Origin of the sequence: Streptomyces antnestii (genome assembly GCF_004005495.1) — a bacterium.
Classification (GTDB): Bacteria; Actinomycetota; Actinomycetes; order Streptomycetales; family Streptomycetaceae; genus Streptomyces; species Streptomyces antnestii.
This window is the reverse complement of sequence record NZ_RZYA01000023.1, coordinates 1-25,451: the sequence shown is the minus strand read 5'-3', so window position 1 is coordinate 25,451 and position 25,451 is coordinate 1. Positions and strand designations below refer to the sequence as shown.

Here is a 25,451-nt window from a genome sequence, read left to right as displayed (position 1 = left end):
CCATGATCGGACGTCCGGAGCCCGCAGGGACCCAAAGGCGCCTGCCCCCCTGCGCGCGCACGACGTGACTGGGTGCGAGGAGGTGGCGAACGCATGGCACGTGCAGTGTGGGGCGGCGCCCTGACCTTCGGGCTGGTGTCCCTGCCGGTGCAGCTGTTCACAGCGACAGACAGCCACACCATCCACTTTCACCAGCTGGAGCGCGGCACCTCGGACCGGGTGCGCAATCAGCGGGTGAATGAACGCACCGGCAAGGAAGTGCCGCTCGATGCGATCGTCAAGGGTTACGACGTCGGGGACGAGTACGTGCTCGTCGAACCGGACGAACTCGAAGACATAGCCCCAGGACGCTCGAAAGTCCTCGAGGTCGTCGGTTTCGTCGACCTGGACGACGTCGAGCCGATCTTCTTCGACAAGACGTACTACCTCGGCCCCAAGGGCAAGGACTACGCCAAGACCTACGCGCTGCTGACGCAGGCGATGGACCGTCAGAAAAGGGCCGCGATCGCCACGTTCGTCATGCGTAACCGCGAGTACCTCGTCGCCGTGAAGGCCGAAGCGGGCATGCTCACACTTCACACTCTGCACTGGGCGGATGAGATCCGGGATCCACGCAAGATCGAAACCATCCCGGACGAGATCAAAGTGGACCAGCGCGAATTGCGGATGGCCGAACAGCTCATCGACGCGTTGAGCATGGAGTGGAAACCGGAAGAATTCCACGACACCTATCGAGACGAGGTTGCCAAGCTCGTCGAAGCGAAACGGACCGGCAAGACCATCGACAAGACAGAGCCGCCGGCGGAGTCCACCAACGTCGTCGACCTGATGGAAGCCCTGCGCGCGAGCGTGGAACGGGCCAAAACTGCGAAGAGTCACGACGGGAAGCGGGCGGAGGGAGCCTCCGAAAGCCCGCCGACCGACATCAAAGCGGCCCCACCTGTACGAGAACGCCACACAGACAGTGTTCGGCGCCGGAACCAGATCCGCTCGCATCATGCTGAGCGGAGAAAAGCCGGGTGACCAGGAGGACCTGCAAGGACGCCCTTTCGTCGGACCGGCGGGGCATCTGCTGCGCAAAGCCCTGGGCGAGCTCGGTATCGAAGAGGGAAGCACCTATCTCACGAACGCGGTGAAGCATTTCAAATTCAGCCGAGAAGGTCCGAGCAAACGGCGCATACACAAAGCGCCCGACCTTCACGAGATGACAGCTTGTCGGCCGTGGCTCGTCGCCGAGCTGAAGTCGGTCGATCCCGACGTCGTCGTAGCGCTGGGTGCCACCGCTGGGAAGGCGCTGCTGGGCAGCTCCTTCCGGGTGGGCGAGCAGCGAGGCATCCTGCTGTCCGCCCCCGCGTGGGACGAACTCGGGCACAGCATCGACGAGAACGGCACCTCGGGTCGCGAGCCAGGCGGCGATCAGGGAAGTCGAAGCCTCGTCTGTACCATCCATCCGTCAGCGGTTCTCAGAGCCGACGATCGGAAGAGCGCGTACGCGGGACTGCTTTCCGACCTCGGCGTGGCGGTCGCCGCCCTCCCATAGGTCACGTCACGTACTTCTTTGCTCGCCGTCTTCCTGCACTTCTTGGTCCGGGGCCAGCGCGTCCGCCGCCTCACCGACGTGGTCCCGGCACTTCCCGCCGTGTCTCGCGCTCAGCCCTCACCCTGTCCCCGGTAGTTGAGCTCTCACGTGCCGGCTGTATGTCCGTACTCGTGCCCGCGAATACCCAACAACCCCTGCTGCCGACCACCCTCATGCCGCACTGCTGTCGCGACTTCCACTCTTCCGCCTTGAACTGGATTGGCGGAGACCCGGACGGAACCTGCGGGCCCGGACCAGGACCCCCGCGGATCGTCCCCGCCCGGAGGCGCACACGCCCCGCATCGTCTCTGCGCGAGGGGTACCCGCGTGTCGAACACGCACACAAGCCCACCGAAGAAGCGAGAGCACTGTGAGTGAGGACAAGCCGAAAGCAACGAACTCGGAGCCCACACCTAGGGACCCGCCGGATCAGCAGGCCGGCACCGGCCCGGACCCGTGGGAGGCCGCCGACGAGTGGACACGGCCCGCCGACGAGGAGCAGCCCGAGCCCGACCCGGAGATCCCCGACACGGATGAGGCGGGCACAGGCCGACGGGGCGCGCCTCACTCCGGGAGCCCGAATCCCGAGCACCCTGTGCCGGACGAACCCTCCGGTTGATTCTCGGCACGACGGGGCAGGTCCGGCAGGTGTGACCACGCGAACCCAGGGGTGCGAATCCTGTCCGGGAGGCAGGTCGATCCCTGGGTCTCACCCTGCGCTACTTCGGTGCGGCTTCAGGTCTCTGCCATCGTGCGGTCGCCTGCACGGCATGCGGCGTGTCCTGGTGCGCCGTATCGTGCTCGACGAGGAGAGCCAGAAGATCAGCCACGCTCAACCCGCACTCGGCAGGGTGACGGAGGACGGTCCCGTCCTCGACGCGATATGTGTTGGAGCGCCCCCTGCGGGTGTGCGTGAGATAGCCGTCCCGCTCCAAATCCGCGACGATCTTCTGGACCGCACGCTCGGTGAGCTGACATCTGACCGCCATATCCCGGATACGGGTAGTGGGGTTCTCGGCGATCGCGGCCAGCACGCGAGCGTGGCTGGTGAGGAACGTCCAGCCGGTGTGTGATTCCGGTACTCCACGCATACAGCCAAGGGTAGTGTTTGATTCACGTATTTAAAAAGGCGAATCGAATTTCGTGTATCTATTGACGTGTGCGGTGCCGCGGGCAGAGTCTTGAGGAGGGGAAGACGCACGAACCGCGATGGAGTGGCTGCTATGCCAGGACGCGCAGGTCTATCGACGAAGAACACAGCGGTGCAAGGTGTCCAGCCACACGTGTCTGCACACCCGTCCACCGACCACGAGCCACCGCTCACCATCACGATGGAGCCTGCGCCGGAGCGCATGCTCGTGACGGTGTCCGGGGCCGCCGACATCGTCAGCCAGCAGGCGTTGCAGAACGGTTTGCGCCGGGCCCTGCTCCAGTCGAGCGACGGAATCGATCTCGATCTCAGTAAGGTCAACTTCTGCGATTGTTCCGGCCTCAACGTTCTGCTGAGTGAGCAGCGCCGCGCCCTGAACGAAGGCAAGAGCATATTTCTCCAAGCTTGCAGTCCTGAGGTGCACCGCATACTCACAGGCACTGGCACTCTGTCTCTTTTCGCCACCTTGGATAAGCGGGCCGGGCCAGGACAGGGCCCGAATGAGGACCGCGAAAACCACGGCCACGAGGCGCCCTCGTCAGGCGAGGTCGACCGGATCGAACTCGCCCAACTCCGGAGGGCCATGAAGACCCGGCCCGTCATCGACCTCGCCCGGGGCGTCCTGATGGCTACCTTCGGGCTGGAACCCGAGGACGCGTGGTCCGTCCTGGTCTCGGTGTCCCAGAACACGAACACCAAACTCCACAAGGTGGCCGACGACCTCGTCCGATCTGTCACGGGTGAACCGCTCCCGGTGCCGATCCGGCACCAAGTCGCCGCGAGCATCACAGAACTGCAGAAAACGTAAGCGCCGGCCCGTCCCGCCACGGTCACACACCTCCACGCGCCCGGGCGGGTAGGTGCACGACATTCAACAGCCCCATCGATCTTCCGCCGACTCGGGAGCCCGTGTGCCATGCACTCCGAAAAGGATCAGTCACGCGCTCCCGTGCTCGAGGCCCTGACGGAGCACCGCAACCAGGGCCGAATCGGGTTCACGCCCCCGGGCCACAAGCAGGCTCGAGGAGCCGATCCTGCGGTGCTTGAGGTCCTTGGCGACGCAGTCTTTCAAGGGGACATCCTCGCTACTCGTCGGGCGTGACCTCGGCGACAGGGGCGAAGACTCCGGCGAACGCGTTGTTGACCCGAACGTCGGTTGGGTCAAACACGTCCACCACTTGTCGAGCAGCACACTCAACGGCCTTGGCATCGGCCCCATTCGAAGATGACGACGAGGGCCTTGCCGCCTGCATCCCGCACCTCATCCGCTGGCGCAGCCAGTCCAGTCCAGTCCAGTCCAGTCCGACGCTCCCCGGGCCGAGAGGGCAACCTTGTCCCCGTGGGCGGCAGCAGCCAAGGCCGTACGGCCCACACTTCCGCTCGCACCCGTCACAACGACCGTTCTCGGGCGCCTCATCATCACGTATTGCCGGATCGGCCGTGTTCGAGTTGCCCCAAACAGTCCATGGCGGCCGGGTACCCAACCGCCAGGACACGTAACGCCGTTCGCTTCCTGCCGACGTCTGACCACCTCTCCGAATACCCAATCCTCATGCGTTGGCGCAGCACGTGCACTTCGTCAGATCTCGGGCGCCTGCCTTCGCTGGGCGAACTGGCGAGCCAGCTCTGTACGGATGTCGGCGCACAACACGCCCGAGCGGCCCCATTCGACGAGCAGCTCAGCAACATGACGGAGCTTGATGTCCGTGCGCATCGACGTCTCACGCAGGACGTCCCAGGCTTCGGCCGAGGACATCCGTCCAACGGCGATGATCACACCTGCCGCTTGATCGACTACGGCGTCGAAGGCTCCGGGCTGGGGCTGGCCTACTCCGCCCTCCCGCTTCAGCACCGGCCCCTCAGGGACTTTCTCCGCAGGCTCATCGCTCCGCTGCTCGTGAGGACGGGGACTCAATGCTGCCTCCAGGACAATCGGCGACGAATGGTGCCACTACTTTCAGCGCCCCCCGGTGACCTGGCAATCCGCCGAGCGGCGTATAGCCTGCCGCCTGCCTTTGAGTAGGGGGCCCACGACCGCCTCAGGGGACCCACCTGTCTTTCTTGTCCTGATGAGCACTCGTGTCACTGGTTGCAGCCTGAGAGCGCAGCCCGCGAGATACTGAAGGTTTCCCCAACGGGCTGCGTGGCCTAACACTGGAGGGGCGTCACTCCGAATAGGCCGAGAGCTCTCATTAAAGTCAGTCCGTCGACGGCCTCGCGCCCCCTGTCAAGGAAACGCCGAGGACTTCTCCCTCCGAGGGGGGAAGCCCGCGGAACCAGCCGCACCCAGCTGAGTGCCGCCACCGTCGTCAGCGACGCCGGCAAGATGTCCTCTGCCTGGTAATGCGCCATCCTCAGAAGCAAATGCGGTCACGACCATGACACATCGAAAGGCAGGTGGGGCTCGTGGCACGCGCCGCTCTGTTCGACGTCGACGGCACACTCGTCGACACCAATCATCTGCACGTCGTGACGTGGTGGGAAGCGTTCCGACAGGCCGGGCACGACGTCCCGATGCACGACGTCCACCGCGCGATCGGGCTCGGCTCCGACGACATCCTCACCCACCTCCTCGGTAAGAACCGTGACAAGGAACAGGACGCACAGATCAGTGCCGCGCACACCGCGTTGTACGGCACCTACAACGATCGGCTGCCACAGTTGCAAGGCGCCCAGGACCTGCTCAGAAATCTTGCCGGCCGAGGCTGGCGCATCGTTCTGGCCACCTCAGCCGGGGACCCGGAGCTGAAGTCTCTCCGCCGCGCCATTGGCGCGGACGACGTCATCTGGGGTGTGGCCGGCGCGGACGACGTGGCCGAGGGAAAACCTGCTCCCGATCCCGTGCACCGGGCACTGGAACTGGCAGAAACGGATGCCGACCAGGCGGTGTTCGTAGGAGACACGGTCTGGGACATGAGGGCGGCCACCGCGGCAGGTGTGCGCGCCATCGCCGTACTCTGCGGGGGCATCCCGCGTACGGACCTCGAAGAGGCGGGGGCTGCTGCCGTGTACGACAGCCCCGCAGACCTCCTCGGCCAGCTCGACACGAGCGTCCTCGCCCAGGTGAGCGGTTAGCGGAGGGCTGGTTTGCTCACGGGTTCCGCGCTGCGACGATCGGCCCCGCCCCGACGCGCCGCCCTGCCGGATGCGGAGACCGTCAGCGACCGGAATAGTCGCGTCCACGTACCGCTCCAACGCCCCGCCGGAACCTCGACCGACTGCCGGTTCTGGTGGCGTGCCGGCTGAAGCGCGCTCTGACCATGTTGGACGAACTGCCCACCGCCACCCTGGTGATCGACCGAACGGAGCGCGGCCGCGGAGACGGCGAGCGGTGCACGTTCGGCTGGAGCGACGCGGAGCATGTGCCGTCGCCAATGATCGGCGGGGACGGAAATCCCTATGCGTCTTTCGGAGCACCGGGCACGATGCCCCGCCCAGAATGGCGCCTCTCTTCAGTCGGCCGGGGCATTCGGCCAGTGCGCGAGGCTACCGGGCAAGGGAGCAGATCCCGTCGCTTCCGCTGTCGAGGCGTGAAACTCGTAGCTCCCGCGCAGGCCACTCAGCTCGAAGAGCCTCAGCACCCGGCTCGGGACGGAAGCGAAACGCAGCGCGCCTTCACGTTCACGGACGCGTTTGGTGATCGCCACGATCATGCCCAGCCCCATCGAATCCATGAAGGTGACAAAGCCCAGGTCCAGGACGAAGTGGCGGTGTCCCTCATCGAGCAACTTGATCACGCCTTCGCGAATCATGGGTGCGGTGTGGGCGTCGACCTCACCGTCGACCTCGATGACGGCCCAGCCGTTGACCTCGTCGTAGCTCACCATCATGTTCTCGTGCCGGATGATGTTCGTGCGCATTGACATCCCTCCTCACGTCTCCACGTGGCGAGAATCGTGCGGTGGCGTCGGCCTGCCCGACCCGATCAAGGCCTGCACCAACGCCTGTACCAAGGCCTGTACCAAGGCCAGTTTCGCTTGACCGCCGTCCCTGGCGCCTCGCGCGCGGTCACCGACGGTTCCTTGTCATCCGCTCTGCTGGAACGGCTCCCGGCTGAGGTCCACATGCACCGCCCGCTGCGAAGCGGTCCGGACCTGCCCATTCTATCGGGAACAGCTCGTACGGCACCGCGCCCAAGAAGTACACACAGACGCATGTACCCACCGAACCGGTGCCAGCATGTGGCCTCGCCGGTCCAACAGCCACATCAGTCCATCACCTCGGTCGGGGCTCATGGAACACCACCGACAAGCGCGAAGCCGGGCCCTGCCACGCGGCGCGGTCACACGCTTGCGGGTCCGGCTGGAGTGCTGGCGCAGGCCCGGGGGCACATGTGTATATCCGGCCGGTCATCACTGGACCCCAGATCTGCATGGCGGTGAACGCTGCGGGTACCCGAGGGCGACCTGCTCCATCCCCACCGACACCGGAGGCGAATCCCATGGGCTTAGGCGGATGCATTCTTCTCATCGGCGCAGGCGCCATTCTCACCTTCGGCACCGACTGGCATATGCGAAGCGTCAACCTCGATGCAGTCGGCGTGATCAAGATGATCGTCGGCGTGATCATGATGATCGTCGGCGTGATCATGATGATCGTCGGCGTTATCGGTGTACTCGCCTTCACCAGCATCGCCAAACGCAGGCGGGTCATCGTGCCATCGTCCACTTCGCTCGTCGACGAAGGGCGAGGAGTCACTGCCCTTCGCCGCGCTCGCCTCGTTGATGTGCCTGCACGGCGACCAGGTCAAGTCCCTATTGGACGCTGGCCGGTCGGACCCGGACGCATGGCGGCTCCTGCCCCGCCGACGGCCGCTGCCCCGCGGCTATCTCATGGGTATAGCGCTCGCAATCGGCACGTGCGTGCTCCTCCCTTACGGCGAGGAGTTGCTGCGCTGCCGACGGGCAGGGCGAGCTCGCCGAAGCCGGCGTCGAAGGCTGTACGTCGTCAATCAGCAGAGCAGCAAGGGAGTTTGAGCAGCCATGCGCATTGCATTTCTGACAGCGCCCGAGGGCGTCGAGCAGGTGGAACTGACCGGCCCCTGGCAGGCGGTCGTCGACGCGGGCGATGAGCCTGTCCTCGTGTCGACGAATTCCGGGCGGATCCAGGCCTTCAACCATCTCGACAAGGCCGACACGTTTCCCGTGGATGAGATCATCGGCGAGGTCACGGCCGAGTCCTTCGACGGCCTCGTGCTTCCCGGCGGGGTGGCTAATCCCGACGCGCTGCGGGTGGACGACCAGGCCGTCTCGTTCGTCCGCGACTTCTTCGACCTTGGCCGACCGGTAGCCGCTATCTGCCACGCCCCATGGACCCTCATCGAAGCGGACGTCGTCACCGACCGGGTACTCACCTCGTGGCCGAGTCTGCGCACAGACATCCGTAATGCGGGTGGTACCTGGGTCGACGAGCGGGTGCGGATCTGCGACGACGGACCCAACACACTGATCACGAGCCGCAAGCCGGACGACCTGGAGGCGTTCTGCGAGTCGCTTCTGGCGGAGTTCGCGAAATCGTCAGCAAAGCCTGCGTGACCAAAATCGGACGGGCGATCGCCTGCGTGGAAGGCCAGGGCTTCGGCGTAGTCGCTTGACGTCCGGTTCGTGGTGATCTGCCGGCTCGGCGGGGTTCCTGAAGGAGCAGCCGGGGCTTACGTGGCCACGGAACGGCATCCCGCCAAGACTCCGCCCACGGGCCTACTCGCCCGGCGGAACTCGAACGAAGCCCTCGGTCCAATCGCCCTCGTCGAGCTCGCAGGCGTCGAAGTAGAAGCACTCCGGTTCCTCACGGAAGCCCGGTAGGAGTCGGGCCTGACGCACGCGCTCTTCAACCCGTTCAAGGGTTGAGTAGATACCGAGCAGCTTTACGTCGTCGCCGTCCGACTCGTCGCAGAACACGCCACTCTCATCGACGTGCACTGTCGAGCCGTCGTCGCCGGCTTCGTTCTGGTGGCCGACATGCCACAGCGGATACACGATCACGGGCGCGAAGCTATCAACACTCAAGTTCGTGGACGTTCCGCGCCTCTCACCTCCTGGGACCCCACGATCACAAGCCGGGCGTCACGCGACTTCGCCGAGGCCTTGCAGCGTGGGGTGCTGCATCCACACATCGACGACCGGCATCAGGTTCGCTGTCCCCGAGTGACGTGACAATCCGCCGAGAGGCGTCCTCTCGAACGTGAACAGATACGCCCCTCACCTCCGGCACCCCACAAACACACTTCAGGGGCCCATGTGTCGTTCTTGCCCCTGCGGGCACTCGTGTCGCAGCGGTGACGCACCGCTTCCCACAGAGTGGAAAACGATGACCACGCAAGCGCAGCCATCAGCAACGGCAGCGGTGCGGCTGCCTCGTTTGATCAGCCCGCCCGGCGTGTACGCACCGCAGAACGACACCCGGATGCTCGCTCGAGCACTGTCGTGCGAGGTCGTAGGACGCTCCACCAGCCTGCTGGATCTGGGGACCGGCAGCGGTGCCCTCGCCATCCAGGCGGCCCGCTTGGGTGCTCGTGTGACCGCCATCGACATCTCTTGGCGTGCGGTGTGGGCCGCACGTCTCAATGCTCACCTGTCCCGACAGCACGTCATCGTGCGCCACGGTGACCTGGAAACCGCGCTCCGGGGTCCCTCGTTCGAAATCATCGTCAGTAATCCCCCGTACGTGCCCTCCCCTTCGGCCGACCTGCCGAGTCGTGGCAAGGCGCGATCCTGGGACGCGGGGCCCGACGGACGGGCTTTGTTGGATCGCATTTGTGATGCCGCTCCCTCAGCCTTGCGGCCCGGCGGAGTTTTGCTGCTCGTGCAGTCGGCACTGCCCGGAACAGAAGTGACGCTGAAGGGGCTCACCGACGCAGGGCTTCGTCCCGAGGTCATCGATCGGGCCCGCATCCCCTTGGGCCCGGTTCTGCGCTCCCGCGCGGCGTGGCTGCGCCGACAGGGACTCATGGGGGCGCAGAGCTGGGAGGAACTGGTGGTCATACGCGCCGAAAAGGTCTGAACACACACGCCGTGTCACCGTCGCCCCGGCGATCCCCTGCTGGTGGAAGGTCCCGTCCAAGTGACGGATGACGCCAGCACGGTCTTCGCCTCGCGCCCCTCCCCTTCACCGTCGCGATCTGCAGGTGCGGACGCAGCCGGAACCACCCGTGGTTCCATGACCTGAGGAAGGATCTGCTCGTGCAGCCAGACGCCGAGGAGCGCCGCGTCACAGCCCCTCCACTCACCCAGCCCAGGGGCTGTCGTCCACGGTCGTTCCTCGCGGCAGTGCCCGCCGACGCGGCGCCGCAGCCCGATATCGACGAAGCTCTCACGCCGATCCGCACTCCTGGGTTAGACCCCGCTGCGCGGCCTCGCCAAGGCGGCACTGGTGGCCGTCGAGTTCGGCGCCAGGCGTCCGGAGGGCACCGCGCCCAGCTCGTCGCCGACGTCAGGGCGGATCTCGGCCTGTGCACCGCCTACGGACCGTACGTCGACGCGGCGGCCGCGGAAGCGCTGGCCGCGGTCAACCTCATCTCTCTGTTCGGCCTGCACCGCGCGCTGCGGGGAGCCCTGGTGGGGCACTTCGCCACCGTCGAAGTTACGTCGCCCCCGCCTCGCGGCGCCTGGCGGCGGCCCTGCGGCGAACCGGTGCGAGACCGGCCGTCATGCCTGCCTTGTCGGCGACGGGGTACTCATACGCCATGCGAATAAGCGTGATCGACGTGGGATCCAACACCGTCCGGCTCGTCGTGGCGGACGCCGAGGGCGGCGTGCCGCTGCCCGTGCACACCGCCAAGTGGAAACTGCGACTGTCGGAGCAGGTGGAGCCCGACGGGACGGTTCCTGAGCAGGCCGTCCAGCAACTCGTCATGGCGGTGTGCGCCGCAGCGAGAAAGGCCCAACACTGGGGCGCTGCAGCCCCGTTGTCATTCGCGACAGCCGTGGTGCGCAACGCGCCGAACCGCCTCGACGTCCTGCGGACCGTACGCACCCGGACGGGCATCCGGATCTGCACGTTACCCGGTGAGGCGGAAGCCGAGCTGACCTTCCTGGGAGCGCGCAGGTGGATGGGGTGGCGCGCCGGCCCGCTGGCGATGCTGGATATCGGCGGCGGCTCACTGGAAGTGGCGTTCGGGCGTGGCCGACTACCCGATTTCGCGGTCTCGTTATCCCTCGGCGCCAACCGGCTGACGCGGGAGTTCCTCGTCGAACAGGACCCGCCCTGCGCGGAGAGCGTCAGGGCGCTGCGCCGCAGAATTCGCCATCAGCTCCGGGACGTGGCCTCGCGGATCCGCTGGGAGGCTCCCCACACGACCGTGGCGACCTCACGGACGTTCGAGCAGCTGGGCCGCTTGTGCGGCGCACCTCCTGGCCGTCAAGGCCCCTTCGTACCCCGCCACTTGACACGAAAGGATCTGCGCGGGGCGGTGGACCGACTCGCTGTCCTGCCGTCACCCGAGCGTGCGCAGCTGGCCGGGATCTCCGCACCACGCGCGGAGCAGAGCCTCGCCGGAGCCCTCGTCGGCCACACAGCCATGAAGCTCATGGGCATCACCGAGGTCAGCATCTGCCCCTGGGGCATCCGCGAGGGAATCCTGCTGCGCCACATGGAGGAGGGCAGCACATGGTGGTCCGAGCTGATCCAGACCTTGGACGAGGGCGACGCCCCCTTGCGGCTCGCGGAGCCCGCGCGCTGACGTGATCTCTGCCGCGCGTATGCGCCCGGTGCCGCCGGCCCCAACGTGGCGGTCGAGCGCCTGAACGTCGCGGTCCGTGTGTACACAAGGGCACAGTGGGCGCACTGGGCGCAGTGAAGTTTCATCGTCCGCCGTCGGGCCACTCGGCTGAGGAGTCCCTTCTCCCCTGAGGAGTGTTCATGACGGAATTCGGCTATTTCCTGTCGAGCGAAGAGCACACGCCGAACGAGCTGGTGGAACAGGCCAGGATGGCGGAACAAGCCGGGTTCACCTCGCTGTGGATCTCCGATCACTACCATCCGTGGAACGGCAACCAGGGGCAGAGCCCGTTCGTCTGGTCAGTGATCGGCGCCCTCTCCCAAGCCGTGTCACTTCCCGTGGAAACCGCCGTGACCTGCCCCGTCGTGCGGATACACCCGGCCGTGGTAGCTCAGGCGGCCGCTACGAGTGCCGTCCAGCTCGACGGCCGGTTCCGGCTGGGCATCGGCACCGGGGAAGCCCTCAACGAGCACATTCTGGGCGATGCCTGGCCCGAAGCACCTGTCCGGCTGGAGATGCTGGAAGAGGCAGTCCAGGTGATGCGACGCCTGTTCACCGGAGACCAGATCAGCCATCGCGGCAAGTACTACACCGTGGAGAACGCCCGCCTCTTCACCGTTCCCGACGAGCCGGTGCCGATCGATGTCTCCGCCTTCGGTCCGCAGGCTGCCGAGCTCGCCGGTCGGATCGGGGACGGACTCATCACCATGGCCCCCGACGCCGCGGCCATCGAACGTTTCCGCCGCAGCGGTGGCGGGACCAAACCGGTGGCGGCGGGTCTCAAGGTCTGCTGGGACACGGACTCAGCGGCAGCCGTGCGCACCGCACACCGCCTTTGGGCGAACGCACACCTGCCCGGTGAACTCGCCCAGATCCTTCCCACTCCGCGCCACTTCGAGCAGGCGTCGGAACTCGTCACACCCGACCGCGTCGAGGCGAACCTGACGTGCGGAGACGACGTCGACGCCCACGTGGCGGCGGTCAAGGAATACGTGGACGCCGGCTTCGACAGCATCTACATCAACCAGATCGGCAAGAACCAGCAGGGGTTCTTCGACTTCTACCGCACCAAGGTACTGCCGCAGCTCGGGATCTGAGCCACTTGGGCCAGTGGTCACCGAGCATGTCAACGCGCACACGCAAAGCACAGTCACAGGCTGTCGCGCCGCCGACCACATGTCCCCTTCGCGACCGGCGTCGTGCAGGCACCCTCACTGAACGCGGAACGGCTCACCTGCACGGTGTCGGAAGGCGAGTCCGTGTCCCGCAGCATCGCTCGCCCCAGGGCAGATTGTTCCGCCCTCCGAGTCCAGCACCCCGTCGAAGAGGAGGGTCTCGATCCGCACGTGGTCGTGGAACCACTCCAGATGCCGGGTGTTGGGCACAGCGGCGGCGGCGTGGGCGTGGACCTGGGGAGCGCAGTGACCCGAGATCTCCAGTCCGGCCGCCTGGGCCAGCGCGGCGGCACGCAGCCAGACGGTGATTCCCCCGCACCGTGTCGCGTCCGCCTGAAGACAGTCCACCGATCCAGCTCTGATCATGTGCCAGAAGTACGGCAGTGTGTAGCCGTACTCCCCCGCCGCGACATCGATCGCCGTCGCTGCGCGGATCTGTGCGAGTCCCTCCAGGTCATCGGAGGAAACCGGCTCCTCGAACCAAGTGACACCTTGGTCTTCGAGTTGACCGGCTACGCTGATGGCCTGCTTTCGGGTGTAGGCGCCGTTGGCGTCCACGTACAGCTCGCTGTCATCGCCGATGCTCCGGCGGGCTTTCGCAACGCGGTCCCGGTCGCGCGGTTCGGCCCGTCCCCAGGACTCGCCGATTTTGATCTTGACTCTAGGAATACCCTGGTCCTCGACCCAGCCCCGCAATTGACGGTCCTGTTGCTGATCGTCGTAGGTGGTGAAGCCGCCGCTGCCATAGACGGGCACATCTTTGGTGCTCGCCCCGAGCAGGCGGGTGAGAGGCAGACCCAGTAGCCGCGCCTTCAGGTCCCACAGGGCCATGTCTACTGCGGAGATGGCTCCGGCGACAAGCCCTGGGCGGCCCGTGATGCGGACCGCTCTGCTCATCGCCTCGTTGGCCGCGGGGACGTCCCATGCGCAGCGGCCTGTCACCACATGGGCGAGCTCCTGGTCAATGACGTGGGCGGTGCCGGCCGCCCCGTAGGTGTAGCCGAGGCCTACGGTGTCGGCGGAGCGCACCCGTGCGAGGATCAGGGTCGTCGAGTCCCAGGCCAACGTCCCGTCGGCTTCCGGCGCGTCGGTGGGCACGATGTAGGCAGCGGCCTCGACGGAGTCGCTGGCCGGGTCGGGACCAGGCTTGGTGTGCCAAGTCATCGTTCCGGTCGTCCCTCCGCGGCGTCCGTCGCGCCACCGCGGCTCCGTCCGGGGAGCATCTCCTGCACCTTCGCCTTGATGCCCTGCTTGATCATTGATCCCCGGTCGCTGTCGCCCTTGATGATCGACAGTGCCGCGGCCTCGATCTGGTCGAGGCTGGCATGCGGCGGGATCGGTGGCACGGCCGGGTCGGTGCGGAAGTCGATGACGAAAGGACGTTCCGCCCCCCAACGCTCGATGCCAGGCCGGCTCGACATCGCTGGGCTTCTCCACCCGCACCCCTTCCAGCCCGATCGAGCGAGCGAAGTCGGCGTAGGGCACATCGGGCAGCGCCTGCGAGGGCAGGAACTGGGGAGCCCCCGACATGGCGCGCATCTCCCAGGTCACCTGATTGAGGTCCTGGTTGTTGAGCACCGCGACGATCAGGCGCGGATCCTGCACTCCTGCCAGTACTTCGCTGCGGTGATGAGCTCGGCCAGGCCGTTCATCTGCATCGCCCCGTCCCCCGACGAGGGCGATGGCGGGCCGGTCGGGATGAGCGAACTTGGCGCCGATGACGTACGGCACTCCGGGACCCATGGTAGCGAGGGTTCCGGAGAGCGAGCCGCGCATGTTCCCACGCATCCGCAGGTGCCGGGCGTACCAGTTGGCCGCGGAGCCGGAGTCGGCGGCCAGCATGACGTTCGACGGCAGTAGCGCGTCGAGGGCATGTACGACGTACTCGGGGTTGATCGGGTCGGCCTCCACCGCGGCGCGCCGCTCCATGACCTCCCACCAGCGGACGGTGTCCTTCTCGATCTTCTTGCGCCAGGAACCGTGCTTCTTCCGCTTCAGATGCGGGAGCAGGGCCTTGAGGGTGGCGGCCGCGTCGCCGACGAGGTTGACCTCGAACGGATAGCGCAGGCCGATCATGTACGGATCGATGTCGATCTGCACCGCGCGCGCCTGGTCGAGTCCAGGCATGAACTGCGTGTAGGGAAAGCTGGATCCCACCACCAGCAGGGTGTCGCAGTCCTGCATGAGTTCGTACGAGGGCCGGGTGCCGAGCAGACCGATCGAGCCGGTCACGTACGGCAGGTCGTCGGCGAGCGCGTCCTTGCCGAGGAGCGCCTTGGCCACGCCGGCCCCCAGGAGGTCGGCAGCCTTCTCGACCTCGGCCCGCGCACCTCGTGCGCCCTGCCCGATGAGGATCGCGACCTTCTCCCCCGCGTTCAGCACCTTGGCCGCGTGCTCGATCTCCGCCGGATCGGGGATCGGGGCGTAGGAGGCCATGCCTAGGCTGGAGGGCACCATCTTGAACGCATGCGTCGGCGGCGAGTAGTCGAGTTCCTGCACGTCCGCGGGGATGATCATCGCGGTAACCGTGCGCTTGGCGTACGCCGTCCTCATCGCGCGGTCGATGACGTTGGGCAGTTGCCCAACGAGCAGTGACTGTGGGTCGAGGGCTTCGGGCCGAACTTCAGCTGATGGTCGGACAGTTGCCGGTTCAACTCGTCGAGCACGATGCCCGGCTCCACCACGCACGTGCGCCTCGCCACGTCGACGGACACCAGTTTGTCGCAGTACTTGGTCCAGTCGATGACGACGGCGGCGTTGGTGCACTGGCCCGCCAGGCTCGTACCTCCGCCCCGGGACAGCACCGGCGCGTCGAATTCGGCGCAGACGGCGATCGTCTCCTCACCCGCGTCGACGGTTCGCGGCACCACCACGCCGATCGGCACCTGGCGGTAGTTCGAGCCATCGGTCGCGTAGGCGCCCAGGCTGCCCGCGTCGAACCGGACCTCACCATCCACCCGCCGCAACAACTCACGCCGCAACGCCGGGACATCGACCGCCGAGCGAGGCGTCCCCACACGAGGGTCCTCACCAGGCGGCGCGCCGCCTTCCGAGGCCATTTGCGGTCTCCCTTTCCATGGGCCCGAGAACCCGTGCCGGGTCTGCCGTACGCCGCCTCGAGTACCCAAAGCCGCGGATTTCAGGTCTCCTCCCCCGGCCCCTCTCCTCATCGCCATACGCAGGAGCCCCCACCCATTTGGTGGGGGCCCTTCACGCGGCGGCGTCAGTTGTGGCGGCGCTTGGGGGGCTCAGCGGCGCCTCGGGCACGGTCCTGGACCTCGCGCATGGACTCCTCGGCCTCTGCCTTCGCCTGGTCCACCTTGCCCTCGGCCTCCTTGGCGCGATTGCCCGTGACCTTGCCGGTCATCTCCTTGGCCTTGCCCTTGATCTTGTCCGTGCCGCGCTTACCGGCCATGACAGCTCCTCGTTCTCTGTGTGGCATCTTGTGTGACACCTGCTCCTTCAACGTAGGAGAGGCGAAGAGAGATCGCCCGCCGAACGGTCGCGGTGCGTAACCGGACCACATGTTTGCGTGTGGCCCCAGACGGTGACCCTGGCCTTGCCCTGATGACTGCGGCTCACCACCGTCCCGCGGCTACTGCCGATGGCACGCAGCACATCGGCGATGGTGCGGGCTCCTCCGTCGTGCGTGCGTCCTGCGCCGGTGTGAAACTGCACTGTCAGGCATCCGCCCGGCGAGTGGACGAGATGGGTCAGCAGCTGGTTGGGGCAATGTGTCGCCTCATCTGGCCGATGGTCTCGCCTCCGATCCCCGGAACACCCTTGACCGGCACGTGATTCCCGTTCGACGGTGCACGGGTGACAGCCAGGCCAGGGCTCAACGCCCGTTGTATCGCGGCGAGTTCGCCACCCGGTCAGGGGTTGGGCCAGCGACTCGTGCTTGCGCAGACACATTAGCGCGACCAGGGCACGCCGGTGCGGCGGAGGTTTGCCAGCGACGGTCACCCTCACGGGTGGCGATGAGCATGGTCAGCCAACCGACCAGCGCGTGCGGGAGGTCGAGTACGGCAGGATGGGGAACCAACAGGGCTCCTGTGCCGATGAGCTGAGACTTGTTCGCTACCCGAAGCCGCCGAGAACGCTACTCCTCGTCCTCCGTCTCCCCCTCGTCGTACTCGTCCTCCTCCTCGTAGCCGCCTTCTCCGTCGTCCTCCTCTTCCTCATCGTCGGCCGCCCCCTCCTCCTCATATTCGGCTTCCTCGTCCTCCGTCGCCTCTTCATGTGTGCGGACGACCTCGCCATCACGGATTTCCCCGCGCCAGCCTTCGACTTCCTCGTCCGTGAAGGTGACGTACCGCTGGAAGTGCTTGAAGTCCAGCCGTAGCCGGCGGCCTTGGGCACGCCAGAGGTTTCCGGTCTTCTCAAAGAGCCCAGAAGGGTAGTACTCGACGACCAGTACGATGCGCGTGAGGTTTGGCGCGAGTTCGTGGAAGGTCACACATCCGCGAGTGCTGCCCTTCGCTCCCTCAGATGTCCATACGATCCGGTCGTCCGGCACCTGCTCCTGCACTGTGGCCTTCCAACTGCGGGTCGAAGGCCCTACCTTCACCTTCCAGTCACTACTGGTTTCGTCCCCCTGGGAGACGCTTCGTACTCCTTTGGTGAAGCTGCTGAACGCCTCGAACTGGGTCCAGTGGTCGTACGCCGTGCGGATCGGGACTCCGACATCGAGGGCTTCGACCATGTTCATCGATTTGGAGGTGCCCGCCTTCCGCTTGCCTCCTCCGCCGCCCAGCGCGTCTTTCGCCTTTCCGACCACGCTGTCCTTGAGGCCCTTGACCTTCTGACCGACGAGAGCCTTCAGAGGGGAGTCTCCCTGAAGAATCCCGAGGCCGACCTTCGGGAGGGGGCCGCCGTTCTCGGCAGTATCGAGGAGCTGACCGGTCAGGTCTTCCAGTTTGTCGCCGGCCTTTTCTGCCAAGACCTCCACCCGAGCGCTGAGGTGGTCGACCAGCTCGTCGCGGAACTGCTCCAGCCCTGAAGGCTCGTCGCGGCCGGCTTGGCGATCTTTGGTGGCCATGACCCTACCTCCGCCGCGTCGACGTCTTCTTAGCGGACGCCTTCTTGGCCGACGTCCTCTTGGCAGGCGCCTTCTGAGCCGCCGCCTTCTTGGCGGCCGTCTTCTTGGCGGGCGCCCGCTTCGTCGGTGCCTTCTTGGCGGGCGCCCTCTTCGCAGGTGCCCTCTTCTTCGCGGTCTTCTTGGCGGCGGTCTTTCTCTCTTCAGGCGCCTCCCTCTCCGGTGTCCGCTTCTTTGCGGCGCCGGAGTCGCGGCCCGCTGACCCGGATGACCGACCGCGGCCCTGCCGGCGCCTCCTCGGCGGCTGCTCCTGGCCTTCACCTTCCCCCTCTTCAGACTCTCCGTCCGGTTCCTCTTCCGCCCCATCGCGGTCTTCGTCCTCGTACTCCCCCTCCCCCTCTCCCTCCTCGCGGTCGCTCTCCTCGGTCTCGTCGTACTCGCCCTCGTACTCGCCCGCTTCCTCGTCCTCGCCTTCCTCTTCGCCCTCCTCGGTGCCGAGCCGGAGCGTCCGTTCACGGAGGGTTTCGGCCAGTTCCGCGAACTTGCGGTCGGCCGCGGCAGCCACAGCCTGGCGTCCCGCGGTCAGCACTTCCCCGCGCACCTGGTCATTCAGGTCGGCGACTTGGGGGAGCTCGCGCAGCTGGCGAACACCTTGAGTGATCATCTTCTGAGGATCGAGCCCGAATCGCCGACCCGCGAGATACGTCGTGACGGCGAACGCGAGCCGCGCCTTCTTCGTTCTCCCCAGGACGTATCCGCCGGCTACGGCCCCGGCGAGGGCGATCTTGGTGGTGTCTTTCATGGGCTGGCTCCTTCGCAAGCGCAGGAAAGGCGCGTCAATAAACGTCTCTTGCCCGAACCGCAGTTGAAGCGCGGGATTCCATGGGGACGCACCACTGGGCGTCACGACCCTCAGACACCAGGTGACTCAGCCGTTCGGAACGGCAGCCATCCAGCGGTGCGACAATTGCCCCTATAGCATGGAATTATATGGGGATCCGTGAAATGTGGCTTCTGCTCCTATCCCAACGGTGGCGTCATGCCCGCTGAAGAATCCGCCAAGCGCCGGTCAGGGGCCGGCGGCCGCGCCCGCCAGGGAGGTGCCGGCACAGATCGGCACCACTCCGGCAAGGGCAACGCCGCGCAGGCCATGCGGTCCGCAGCGGAGCAGTTGTACGAGTTGCTGGGTCGGCGCCCCGAATCCGTCTCCGCCGTGAATCCGACGGAGGACGGCTGGGTGGCAGATGTAGAGGTGCTGGAGCTCGAGCGCATCCCCGAGACGACGAGCGTCATGGCCAGCTATCGCGTCACTCTGGACAAGGAAGGCGACCTGGTGGGTTACGAGCGGGTCCGGCGTTACACACGTGGGCAGATCGACCGTCGGGGCTGAACGCACCGGATCGGTCGGTGAAGGGAGGCACCATGACCATGGTGCCGCAGAGCAGTAGCAGCGACATTTCCCGAGGTGGTACGGGCAGTCTGTACGACGTCCTGGAACTCATCCTTGATCGCGGACTCGTGATCGATGTGTTCGTCCGGGTGTCGCTGGTGGGAATCGAGATCCTCAAGATCGACGCCCGGATCGTGGTCGCGAGCGTCGACACGTATCTGCGCTTCGCGGAAGCGTGTAACCGCCTGGATCTCGAGGCAGGACGGAAGGCCCCCACGCAACTGACCGACATCGTTGGCGACGCAGTGGAGAGCGGCGCCGAGGGGAAGTCCAAGGGCGCACTTACCGGTGCCGTGGAAGCGGTCACCGACACCATCAAGGGCGTCACTGGACGTGACGAGGGCGAGGACGAGGAGGACAGCGAGAAGAGCGATCAGGAAGAGGAGGGCGACACCAGGGAGAGGGAGCCCGTGGAACGGCGACGGCGCACCCCCCGGCGGACGGCCCATCGTGACAGAAGCTCGTCTCGCGAGAAGGAATGAGCGATGGCCGTTTACATCTACTCAATCACCAGCAAGCAGCACCCCCTCCCGCTCGCGGGACTCGAGGGTGTGGGGGATCCACCGGCCCAGCTGCAGACCGTGACCGGCGGACCACTGTGCGCCGTGATCAGTGACGCCCCGGATGACCTGCGCCCCAAGCGCCGTGACCTCTCCGCCCACCACCAGGTCCAGGAGCATTTGATGGAGGGCGGCTCGGTGCTGCCGATGAGATTCGGTTTTCTGGCCCCGGACGTCGAGGCGGTACGACTCGCGCTCGAGGAGCGCGCCCAGGAGTACACGGCCCGGCTGGAGGCACTCGAGGACTCAGTGGAGTACAACCTCAAGGTGTCGCAGGATCAGGACGTTCTGCTACGGGAGATTCTTGAGTCGTCGCAGGAGGCACGGCAGCTCAACGACGAGATCCGTGGCGGGAGCGCCTCCCCCGGCGCCTCCGTCAGACTCGGCGAGATAGTCGCCGCGGAGGTCCAGGCGCGCGAACAGGCCCTGGCCCACGGGATCATCGAAGCACTTCGCCCCTACTCCCGGGACAGGGAGTCGGCCCAGCCGACCGGCGAAGACTTCCTCAACGCCTCATTCCTCGTCCCTCACGAACATGAGGAAATGTTCCTCGCCACGGAGTTGAGCGTCGCCAATCAGCTGGGTGAGGACGTCCACTTCCGGCTCAACGGCCCTCTGCCCCCGTACAGTTTCGTCTGAGGAATTACCATGGGCCTGCTCACCCAGATCCTCACCCTCCCCCTCGCGCCGGTGCGCGGCGTTGGCTGGGTCGCCAACCGCGTGCTGGAAGCCGCGGAGGACGAGTACTACAACCCCGCGCCCGTGCATCGCGAATTGGCGGAACTCGAACGTCAGTTGCTCGATGGGGAGATCGACGAGGCAACATTCGACGCTCGCGAAGATGAACTCCTCGACCGGCTCGATGAAATCAGAGATCGCCGAGACCGAGGCGCTCTCTAGCCGTGCAACGGAACGCGAGGTCACCGCTGTGACTGACTTTCCCGCCAACAGGCTCGGCTCCTATCCGACCCGAGCCGGGCCGCCTTACGCCCAAGGCTCGTCAGCCAATCTCGCAGACATTCTTGAGCGGGTACTCGACAAGGGAATCGTCATCGCCGGCGACATCCAGATCAACCTGCTCGACATCGAACTGCTCACCATCAAACTTCGCTTGCTGGTGGCCTCCGTCGACAAGGCCAAGGAGATGGGCATCGACTGGTGGGAGCACGATCCGTCGCTCTCGTCCCGAGCCAGAGGGGAGCGGTCGCTGTCCGAGGAGAACAGGCGGTTGAGGGCTGAGATCGACGCTCTGCGCCGGGACAGCGAGCTCCCTGAGGGAGAGCGGGAGCAGCCGAGGCGTGACACCCGGAGCCGTACCGATGAGTGAACTGGTCACCTACGCCTACGCCGTGGCCCGCGACGCCGACGGGCTGGCCGAGTACGCGGCCACTCTCAGCGGCGTCGCCGGCGAGAGCGCCGCCCTCGTGCCCAGCGGCGGCGACCCGTCACTCGTTCTCGTGGTGAGCCGCGTGGCAGCGAGTGACTTTCAGGAGGACGCCCTCAAAGCCCGTCTGGAGGACATGGAGTGGCTCGAGGCAGTCGCCCGCGCCCATCACAGCGTCATCGACGCCCTCTCGGCCCGTACCGACGTCCTCCCTCTACGCCTGGCGACCGTCTACCTCGACAACACACGTGCACGTGAGGTCCTGGACGAACAAGCGGCAGTGTTCGACGAGCAGCTCACTCGGCTCGCCGGTCATGTCGAGTGGGGTGTCAAGATCTACGCAGACCCCGCCGCACCGGCACCAGCCCCAGCCGGCGACCTCTCACCGGGCCGGGCCTACCTTAGGCAGCGCAGGGCGCAGCAGAGTGTCCGTGACCAGGTCTACCGTGCTGCACAACAGGCAGCCGAGCGGGTGGAGGCGGCTGGGCGCCAGTACGCGGTCGGGCGTGCACGTCACCGTGTCCAGACAGGCGACCTCGCCGCCACGGCGGACGAGAACGTCGTCAACGACGCCTACCTGGTTCCCGCAGACCGTGCGGAGATCTTCCGATCCGAGGCTGCGCTTGCTGCCGAGGGACTCCAGGGCGTGAGAGTCGAGATCACCGGCCCATGGGCCCCCTATTCGTTCGCGGCAGCCACTGGGCCGGGCCGGCTCGCGGACGGACGGGCGCCGTCATGATGCCAGGCGAATCGTCCCAGTTGGACCCCCTGCCGGACCGACAGGTCGCCCTCATCGACCTGCTCGACCGGCTGCTCAGCGGAGGCGCGGTCCTCACCGGAGACGTGGTGCTCTCCATCGCCGACATCGACCTCGTGCGCATATCGCTGCGCGCCCTGATCGTTTCCATCGGTCCGGACAATCCCTCGCCCTGGCCCCCTCCATTCCCCACCGGACACAGCAATGACATCCGAAGAACGCCGTAGGCAGGCTCAGCGACAAGCCGAGATCGCCGAGGCTGCCGCGCGCGCTTTCCGGATTCTGCCCGCAACGCCCCGTGACCTCCGCTCGGGGAAGGAGCCCCCACGCGGTCCCTCGCACCGGATCACCTCCGACCCCGACACCGTGGAAAGGGACCTGGTCAGGCTTGTTCTCACACTGGTGGAACTGTTGCGCCAACTCATGGAACGCCAGGCACTCCACCGGGTCGACCAAGGTGACCTCACCGAAGAGCAGGAGGAACGCCTCGGCGCCACGCTCCTGGTACTCCACGAACGAATGGCGAGTCTGTGTTCCGAGTACGGACTGACCATGGAAGACCTCAATCTGGATCTGGGGCCACTCGGTAGGTTGCTGCCGCCTCCCGACTGACGACCTCGCAGGGACGCCAGGCTGCGGGGAGCACCCGCCGGTGCACCGGGCCGGCGGCACCATTTCGGGGCTCTTGCGTGACAATGGAGAAGAGTCTATTTACTCGCCCGAGGAGCTGATCCGTGTGGCTGGCGCGGGAAAGAAATGGCACGGCAAAGCCCAAGAAACCATGGGTAAGGCCAAACAGAAGGTCGGACGGGCAACAGGCGACAACGAGTTGCGCGCGGAGGGAACGGAGGATCGAGTCAAAGGTAAAGCCCGCCAGGCGGCTGGCAAGGCCGAGCAAAACGTTCGTGGAGAGGCAGAGGAGCTGAAGGGCAAGATCAGGAAGCACACCTGATGATGAGACTGAACGGGCCCAGGGGGAATGCCCCCCCTCGGGCCCACCCCTTGCGATAGAAATCGCTTTTGGCGGCGTCACCTTAGCGCCGTTTCTCCTACATGAGGCCGAGATCGCGCACCGAGGCAGCGTCACCCCGCCGTCGCCAACCGCCGGCGGAGTGTCTGCGTTGGCGCCGGCTCCACCCCGATGCTGCCGAACTGCCGCCTGAGGGCCCGGCGCACGCGACCTTGTATACCTGTCCTGGACGGCGGGACCGCCACGGTCCGCTGCCAAAAAATGCGGTAAGTGACCATGCCTGGGAGCCTAAAAGTCGGAACCCCCAACGCATGCGAGGAGTCACCCGTCATGGGCGGTATGGATGACAAGCGCCAGGAACCCGGCAAGGGCCGCGAGGAGCAGAAGCGTCCGAGCCGCCCCGATCAGGACCCGGCCCACCCCGAATCCCCCCATCCCTCCCGCAGTAGGCGCGACGAGGACCCACAGCATGAGCGACGGCGCGAGGAAAACCAGCTCCCTGACGAGCGTGACCTGCGCGACGAGGACACCTGACCCGCAGCCGCCCCACACCACGCAGAGCCCGGTCGGGCCCGTAGTCACCCCGGCCGGGCTCTGTCATCTCCCCGCGGCCGCATACAGCGGACCGAATTCGGCGCGGGAACGCAGAAGCCGAAGGCCGCAGAGCACAGTGCCTGCCATGGGCCCTGTCAGGCTCCGGCCGTCGCCTCGCCTTCCAGCTCGTCGTAGAGGCAGTCAGCTCCCGCGCCCATTTCTGACACTTCGGGCTTCCTCTCCCGCTTCGCACCCGTCGTACACCGTGCTCGTCCAGGACGACCTCGGAGATGACCTTGCCCAGACCCGCGACGCTTAGGAGTAACTGGCTGATGGGGGCAGCCCCCTCGCCCATGTTGCCGTGGCTGCGCTGGTCTCCCCTCAAAGCCGCGGCCACCAGCCGGGCCACAGGACACTCGTGGCCTCCCGGGATCGAGTCCTAGGTGTTGCGGGTCAGGGCGTGGTTGACGGCGTCACGTGCTCGTCCTGCTGTAGGGGGACGCTTGCGGCGTATCTCGTGCACGAATCGCACCTTGTGAGTAGGTCGTGCTCGCAGTTGATCACGTGCACGAGGAATCGTTCGGCATCCTCGAGTTGCGCTCGTTGCGTCCGGATACGGTGGAGTTGCCGCTCGATCGCGCCCGTTCTCTCGGGTTCACCTCGGTGCAGAACCTGCCGGATCTCCGGCAGACTCATTCCGACGCCCTGGCATGCCCGCAGAACCCGCAAGCGGTGGAGGTGCTCCTCACTGTAATTGCGCTGGCCTGACGGTGTGCGGTCGGGCACGACGACACCTACATCGTCCCAGTGCCTCAGCACATGCACCGCTACTCCAAGACGGTGAGCGACCTCTCCGATCTTCATGAGGCCATTATCCCTGCTTGACCTCAGGTCGACCTGAGGTTCTAGCTTCATCGCATGAATACGAGGGAATCGCGGCTGCCGGATCCGGTCCACATCACCGTCGACGGGGCAAGCGTCGCAACATACGTACTGGCTCCCGAGCGGAGGGCTCCGCTGGGGGATGTGGTGTTCTGCCATGGCACGCCGTGGTCGTCACAGGTATGGGCGGAGGCTGCACGGCACCTAAGCGGCAGCTATCGGGTGTTCTTGTGGGACATGCCCGGCTACGGCAGATCAACGAAGGATCCGGCAGTTCCGATCGATCTCGCCATCCAGATGTCGCGATTCGCTCAACTGCTCGCGTACTGGCGCTTGGACAGGCCATACGTCGTCGCACACGACATCGGAGGAGCCGTGGCGCTTGGGTCTCACCTGCTTCACGACAGTGAGTACGCGGGTCTGTTCCTCTGGGACGTGGTGACACTCGATCCGTGGGGATCGCCGTTCTTCCGTCTGGTCGCCGACCATGCCGACGTGTTCGCGGAACTCCCAGCCGCGCTCCACACGGCCTTGGTCAAGGAGTACATCGCCGGTGCGGCACGCCACCAGTTGACGACCGGTTGGGTAGACGCTTTGAGTCAGCCGTGGTTGGGGGCGTCGGGTCAGCCGGCCTTCTACCGTCAGATCGCTGCGCTCCGGCCTGAACACACGCGGCCGGTCGTGGAACGCCTACAGCAGGTGAGCTGCGGGGTGACGATCGGCTGGGGTGAGCAGGACCCCTGGATTCCTGTCGACCAGGCAGCTCAACTGCAAGACCGGCTCCCCGGGACTCCACCCGTGATCACGCTGGGCGAGGTTGGGCACCTTGCCCCTGTCGAAACGCCGTCGCGTGTGTCTCGCGCTCTCAGCGACTGGCTCGCCCAATCTGTCACGTGCGACGGCAAGGGTATGGACGGGTGAGAACTCATGCCAATGCGCCGCTGTCTATCGAGGGGCGTCGCCGTCTGATCGAACGATGCAAGACTCGCCCGATCGCGCACGTCGCAGCCGAGATGGGTGTCTCGCGGGCGTGCGCGTCGAAGTGGCTGAAACCGGTGGCGCAAGCACGGCGACATCGGCCTACTCGACCGTTCGTCGACCCCGCACCACCAACCGACCGCGACGCCGCCGGGTCTGATGCAGGGTTGGGTGACAGGTTGGGTCACGCGGCCTGGAGGGCCGGTGTGGTCATGACGGTCTCGAATTCGATGGGGGTCAGTCGGCCGAGGGATGCCTGTCTGCGGCGTCGGTGGTAG

Annotated in this window: 28 protein-coding genes and 8 pseudogenes; 24 read left to right on the top strand and 12 right to left on the bottom strand. The window is 66.2% G+C overall.

Annotation, left to right across the window (positions count from 1 at the left end; genetic code table 11):
* Positions 1-93 precede the first annotated feature (93 nt).
* The 3 genes and pseudogenes from ku to EOT10_RS42260 form a co-directional block, all read left to right on the top strand.
* A pseudogene (gene ku, locus EOT10_RS33670) lies at positions 94-840 on the top strand (non-homologous end joining protein Ku); the annotation flags it as partial.
* A 25-nt stretch (positions 841-865) separates the two neighbouring features.
* A complete protein-coding gene (locus EOT10_RS33665) occupies positions 866-1,540 on the top strand; it encodes a UdgX family uracil-DNA binding protein (protein WP_127832169.1) in 675 nt (224 codons plus the stop codon).
* A gap of 409 nt (positions 1,541-1,949) precedes the next feature.
* Positions 1,950-2,198 carry a hypothetical protein gene (locus EOT10_RS42260; RefSeq protein ID WP_127832168.1) on the top strand — a complete coding sequence of 83 codons (249 nt, stop codon included), beginning with the start codon at positions 1,950-1,952 and terminating at the stop codon, positions 2,196-2,198.
* A 100-nt stretch (positions 2,199-2,298) separates the two neighbouring features.
* Here the strand turns inward: EOT10_RS42260 and EOT10_RS33655 are convergent, their stop codons facing one another.
* The gene (locus EOT10_RS33655) at positions 2,299-2,670 is read right to left on the bottom strand and encodes a helix-turn-helix transcriptional regulator (RefSeq protein WP_127832167.1); all 372 of its coding nucleotides are present in this window, start codon (positions 2,668-2,670) and stop codon (positions 2,299-2,301) included.
* A gap of 192 nt (positions 2,671-2,862) precedes the next feature.
* Here EOT10_RS33655 and EOT10_RS33650 point away from each other — a divergent pair, with 192 nt between their 5' ends.
* A complete protein-coding gene (locus EOT10_RS33650) occupies positions 2,863-3,537 on the top strand; it encodes an ANTAR domain-containing protein (protein ID WP_223281352.1) in 675 nt (224 codons plus the stop codon).
* A gap of 108 nt (positions 3,538-3,645) precedes the next feature.
* Positions 3,646-3,819, top strand: a pseudogene (locus EOT10_RS42255) (ornithine decarboxylase); the annotation flags it as partial.
* A 489-nt stretch (positions 3,820-4,308) separates the two neighbouring features.
* On the opposite strand, the gene EOT10_RS42250 reads toward EOT10_RS42255, so the two are convergent.
* A complete protein-coding gene (locus EOT10_RS42250; RefSeq protein WP_223281351.1) occupies positions 4,309-4,581 on the bottom strand; it encodes an ANTAR domain-containing protein in 273 nt (90 codons plus the stop codon).
* A 554-nt stretch (positions 4,582-5,135) separates the two neighbouring features.
* Here EOT10_RS42250 and EOT10_RS33635 point away from each other — a divergent pair.
* Positions 5,136-5,804, top strand: coding sequence for an HAD family hydrolase (locus EOT10_RS33635; RefSeq protein ID WP_127832165.1), 669 nt, complete (start codon positions 5,136-5,138; stop codon positions 5,802-5,804).
* 377 nt (positions 5,805-6,181) lie between these two features.
* Here EOT10_RS33635 and EOT10_RS33630 read toward each other — a convergent pair whose 3' ends face one another.
* Positions 6,182-6,589 carry an STAS domain-containing protein gene (locus tag EOT10_RS33630; RefSeq protein ID WP_127832164.1) on the bottom strand — a complete coding sequence of 136 codons (408 nt, stop codon included), beginning with the start codon at positions 6,587-6,589 and terminating at the stop codon, positions 6,182-6,184.
* Positions 6,590-7,170: 581 nt separating this feature from the next.
* Between EOT10_RS33630 and EOT10_RS42245 the strand changes: the two are divergent.
* Positions 7,171-7,419, top strand: a pseudogene (locus EOT10_RS42245) (hypothetical protein); the annotation flags it as partial.
* A gap of 292 nt (positions 7,420-7,711) precedes the next feature.
* The gene (locus EOT10_RS33615; protein WP_127832163.1) at positions 7,712-8,263 is read left to right on the top strand and encodes a type 1 glutamine amidotransferase domain-containing protein; all 552 of its coding nucleotides are present in this window, start codon (positions 7,712-7,714) and stop codon (positions 8,261-8,263) included.
* A 162-nt stretch (positions 8,264-8,425) separates the two neighbouring features.
* Here EOT10_RS33615 and EOT10_RS33610 read toward each other — a convergent pair whose 3' ends face one another.
* Positions 8,426-8,710, bottom strand: a complete 285-nt coding sequence (locus EOT10_RS33610; RefSeq protein ID WP_127832162.1) for a DUF7336 domain-containing protein — start codon at positions 8,708-8,710, stop codon at positions 8,426-8,428.
* 325 nt (positions 8,711-9,035) lie between these two features.
* Here EOT10_RS33610 and EOT10_RS33605 point away from each other — a divergent pair, with 325 nt between their 5' ends.
* The 4 genes and pseudogenes from EOT10_RS33605 (at position 9,036) to EOT10_RS33590 (ending at position 12,542) form a co-directional block, all read left to right on the top strand.
* Positions 9,036-9,728 carry a HemK2/MTQ2 family protein methyltransferase gene (locus EOT10_RS33605; protein WP_127832161.1) on the top strand — a complete coding sequence of 231 codons (693 nt, stop codon included), beginning with the start codon at positions 9,036-9,038 and terminating at the stop codon, positions 9,726-9,728.
* A gap of 313 nt (positions 9,729-10,041) precedes the next feature.
* Positions 10,042-10,371: pseudogene (locus EOT10_RS42240) on the top strand (iron-containing redox enzyme family protein); the annotation flags it as partial.
* Positions 10,372-10,410: 39 nt separating this feature from the next.
* Complete coding sequence (locus EOT10_RS33595; RefSeq protein ID WP_127832265.1) at positions 10,411-11,406, top strand: Ppx/GppA family phosphatase; 996 nt, start codon at positions 10,411-10,413, stop codon at positions 11,404-11,406.
* A 179-nt stretch (positions 11,407-11,585) separates the two neighbouring features.
* Positions 11,586-12,542 (top strand): LLM class F420-dependent oxidoreductase, encoded by a 957-nt coding sequence (locus tag EOT10_RS33590; protein WP_127832160.1) that lies wholly within the window; start codon positions 11,586-11,588, stop codon positions 12,540-12,542.
* Between the two features lie 114 nt (positions 12,543-12,656).
* Here the strand turns inward: EOT10_RS33590 and EOT10_RS33585 are convergent, their stop codons facing one another.
* The 7 genes and pseudogenes from EOT10_RS33585 to EOT10_RS33555 all read right to left on the bottom strand — a co-directional run bounded on the left by EOT10_RS33585 (position 12,657) and on the right by EOT10_RS33555 (position 18,460).
* Complete coding sequence (locus EOT10_RS33585; protein ID WP_127832159.1) at positions 12,657-13,784, bottom strand: enolase C-terminal domain-like protein; 1,128 nt, start codon at positions 13,782-13,784, stop codon at positions 12,657-12,659.
* Positions 13,785-14,066: 282 nt separating this feature from the next.
* A pseudogene (locus EOT10_RS33580) lies at positions 14,067-15,056 on the bottom strand (thiamine pyrophosphate-dependent enzyme); the annotation flags it as partial.
* A 143-nt stretch (positions 15,057-15,199) separates the two neighbouring features.
* Positions 15,200-15,679: pseudogene (locus tag EOT10_RS33575) on the bottom strand (FAD-binding oxidoreductase); the annotation flags it as partial.
* Between the two features lie 164 nt (positions 15,680-15,843).
* Positions 15,844-16,035 (bottom strand): CsbD family protein, encoded by a 192-nt coding sequence (locus EOT10_RS33570; RefSeq protein ID WP_127832158.1) that lies wholly within the window; start codon positions 16,033-16,035, stop codon positions 15,844-15,846.
* A 452-nt stretch (positions 16,036-16,487) separates the two neighbouring features.
* Positions 16,488-16,665 (bottom strand): annotated as a pseudogene (locus EOT10_RS33565) (IS5/IS1182 family transposase); the annotation flags it as partial.
* A 57-nt stretch (positions 16,666-16,722) separates the two neighbouring features.
* Entirely contained in the window at positions 16,723-17,661 is a 939-nt protein-coding gene (locus EOT10_RS33560; protein ID WP_127832157.1) for an SRPBCC family protein, read from the bottom strand.
* Positions 17,662-17,665: 4 nt separating this feature from the next.
* Positions 17,666-18,460: a histone protein gene (locus EOT10_RS33555; protein WP_127832156.1), complete on the bottom strand. Its 795-nt coding sequence runs from the start codon at positions 18,458-18,460 to the stop codon at positions 17,666-17,668.
* Positions 18,461-18,697: 237 nt separating this feature from the next.
* Between EOT10_RS33555 and EOT10_RS33550 the strand changes: the two genes are divergently transcribed.
* The 10 genes from EOT10_RS33550 to EOT10_RS33505 all read left to right on the top strand — a co-directional run bounded on the left by EOT10_RS33550 (position 18,698) and on the right by EOT10_RS33505 (position 23,313).
* Positions 18,698-19,048: a gas vesicle protein GvpO gene (locus tag EOT10_RS33550; RefSeq protein ID WP_127832155.1), complete on the top strand. Its 351-nt coding sequence runs from the start codon at positions 18,698-18,700 to the stop codon at positions 19,046-19,048.
* A gap of 32 nt (positions 19,049-19,080) precedes the next feature.
* The gene (gene gvpJ, locus EOT10_RS33545) at positions 19,081-19,590 is read left to right on the top strand and encodes a gas vesicle protein GvpJ (RefSeq protein ID WP_127832154.1); all 510 of its coding nucleotides are present in this window, start codon (positions 19,081-19,083) and stop codon (positions 19,588-19,590) included.
* A 3-nt stretch (positions 19,591-19,593) separates the two neighbouring features.
* A complete protein-coding gene (locus tag EOT10_RS33540) occupies positions 19,594-20,307 on the top strand; it encodes a GvpL/GvpF family gas vesicle protein (RefSeq protein ID WP_127832153.1) in 714 nt (237 codons plus the stop codon).
* 9 nt (positions 20,308-20,316) lie between these two features.
* Positions 20,317-20,568: a gas vesicle protein GvpG gene (locus EOT10_RS33535; RefSeq protein WP_127832152.1), complete on the top strand. Its 252-nt coding sequence runs from the start codon at positions 20,317-20,319 to the stop codon at positions 20,566-20,568.
* A 28-nt stretch (positions 20,569-20,596) separates the two neighbouring features.
* Complete coding sequence (locus EOT10_RS33530; protein WP_223281364.1) at positions 20,597-20,995, top strand: gas vesicle protein; 399 nt, start codon at positions 20,597-20,599, stop codon at positions 20,993-20,995.
* A complete protein-coding gene (locus EOT10_RS33525; protein ID WP_223281350.1) occupies positions 20,988-21,791 on the top strand; it encodes a GvpL/GvpF family gas vesicle protein in 804 nt (267 codons plus the stop codon). The genes EOT10_RS33530 and EOT10_RS33525 overlap by 8 nt, the downstream gene beginning before the upstream one ends.
* A complete protein-coding gene (locus EOT10_RS33520; protein WP_127832151.1) occupies positions 21,788-22,036 on the top strand; it encodes a gas vesicle protein in 249 nt (82 codons plus the stop codon). Before EOT10_RS33525 ends, EOT10_RS33520 begins: the two co-directional genes overlap by 4 nt.
* Complete coding sequence (locus EOT10_RS33515) at positions 22,014-22,421, top strand: gas vesicle protein K (RefSeq protein WP_127832150.1); 408 nt, start codon at positions 22,014-22,016, stop codon at positions 22,419-22,421. The genes EOT10_RS33520 and EOT10_RS33515 overlap by 23 nt, the downstream gene beginning before the upstream one ends.
* A gap of 40 nt (positions 22,422-22,461) precedes the next feature.
* Positions 22,462-22,761: a CsbD family protein gene (locus EOT10_RS33510; RefSeq protein ID WP_317617380.1), complete on the top strand. Its 300-nt coding sequence runs from the start codon at positions 22,462-22,464 to the stop codon at positions 22,759-22,761.
* Positions 22,762-23,109: 348 nt separating this feature from the next.
* Positions 23,110-23,313: a hypothetical protein gene (locus tag EOT10_RS33505; RefSeq protein WP_127832149.1), complete on the top strand. Its 204-nt coding sequence runs from the start codon at positions 23,110-23,112 to the stop codon at positions 23,311-23,313.
* A 453-nt stretch (positions 23,314-23,766) separates the two neighbouring features.
* Here EOT10_RS33505 and EOT10_RS43260 read toward each other — a convergent pair whose 3' ends face one another.
* Positions 23,767-24,177, bottom strand: coding sequence for a MerR family transcriptional regulator (locus tag EOT10_RS43260; protein ID WP_127832148.1), 411 nt, complete (start codon positions 24,175-24,177; stop codon positions 23,767-23,769).
* 54 nt (positions 24,178-24,231) lie between these two features.
* Here EOT10_RS43260 and EOT10_RS33495 point away from each other — a divergent pair, with 54 nt between their 5' ends.
* Together EOT10_RS33495 and EOT10_RS33490 are read left to right on the top strand one after the other, a co-directional pair.
* Positions 24,232-25,116, top strand: coding sequence for an alpha/beta fold hydrolase (locus EOT10_RS33495; RefSeq protein ID WP_127832147.1), 885 nt, complete (start codon positions 24,232-24,234; stop codon positions 25,114-25,116).
* Positions 25,113-25,323: pseudogene (locus tag EOT10_RS33490) on the top strand (helix-turn-helix domain-containing protein); the annotation flags it as partial. The gene EOT10_RS33495 and the pseudogene EOT10_RS33490, both read left to right, overlap by 4 nt.
* Between the last annotated feature and the right edge of the window lie 128 nt (positions 25,324-25,451).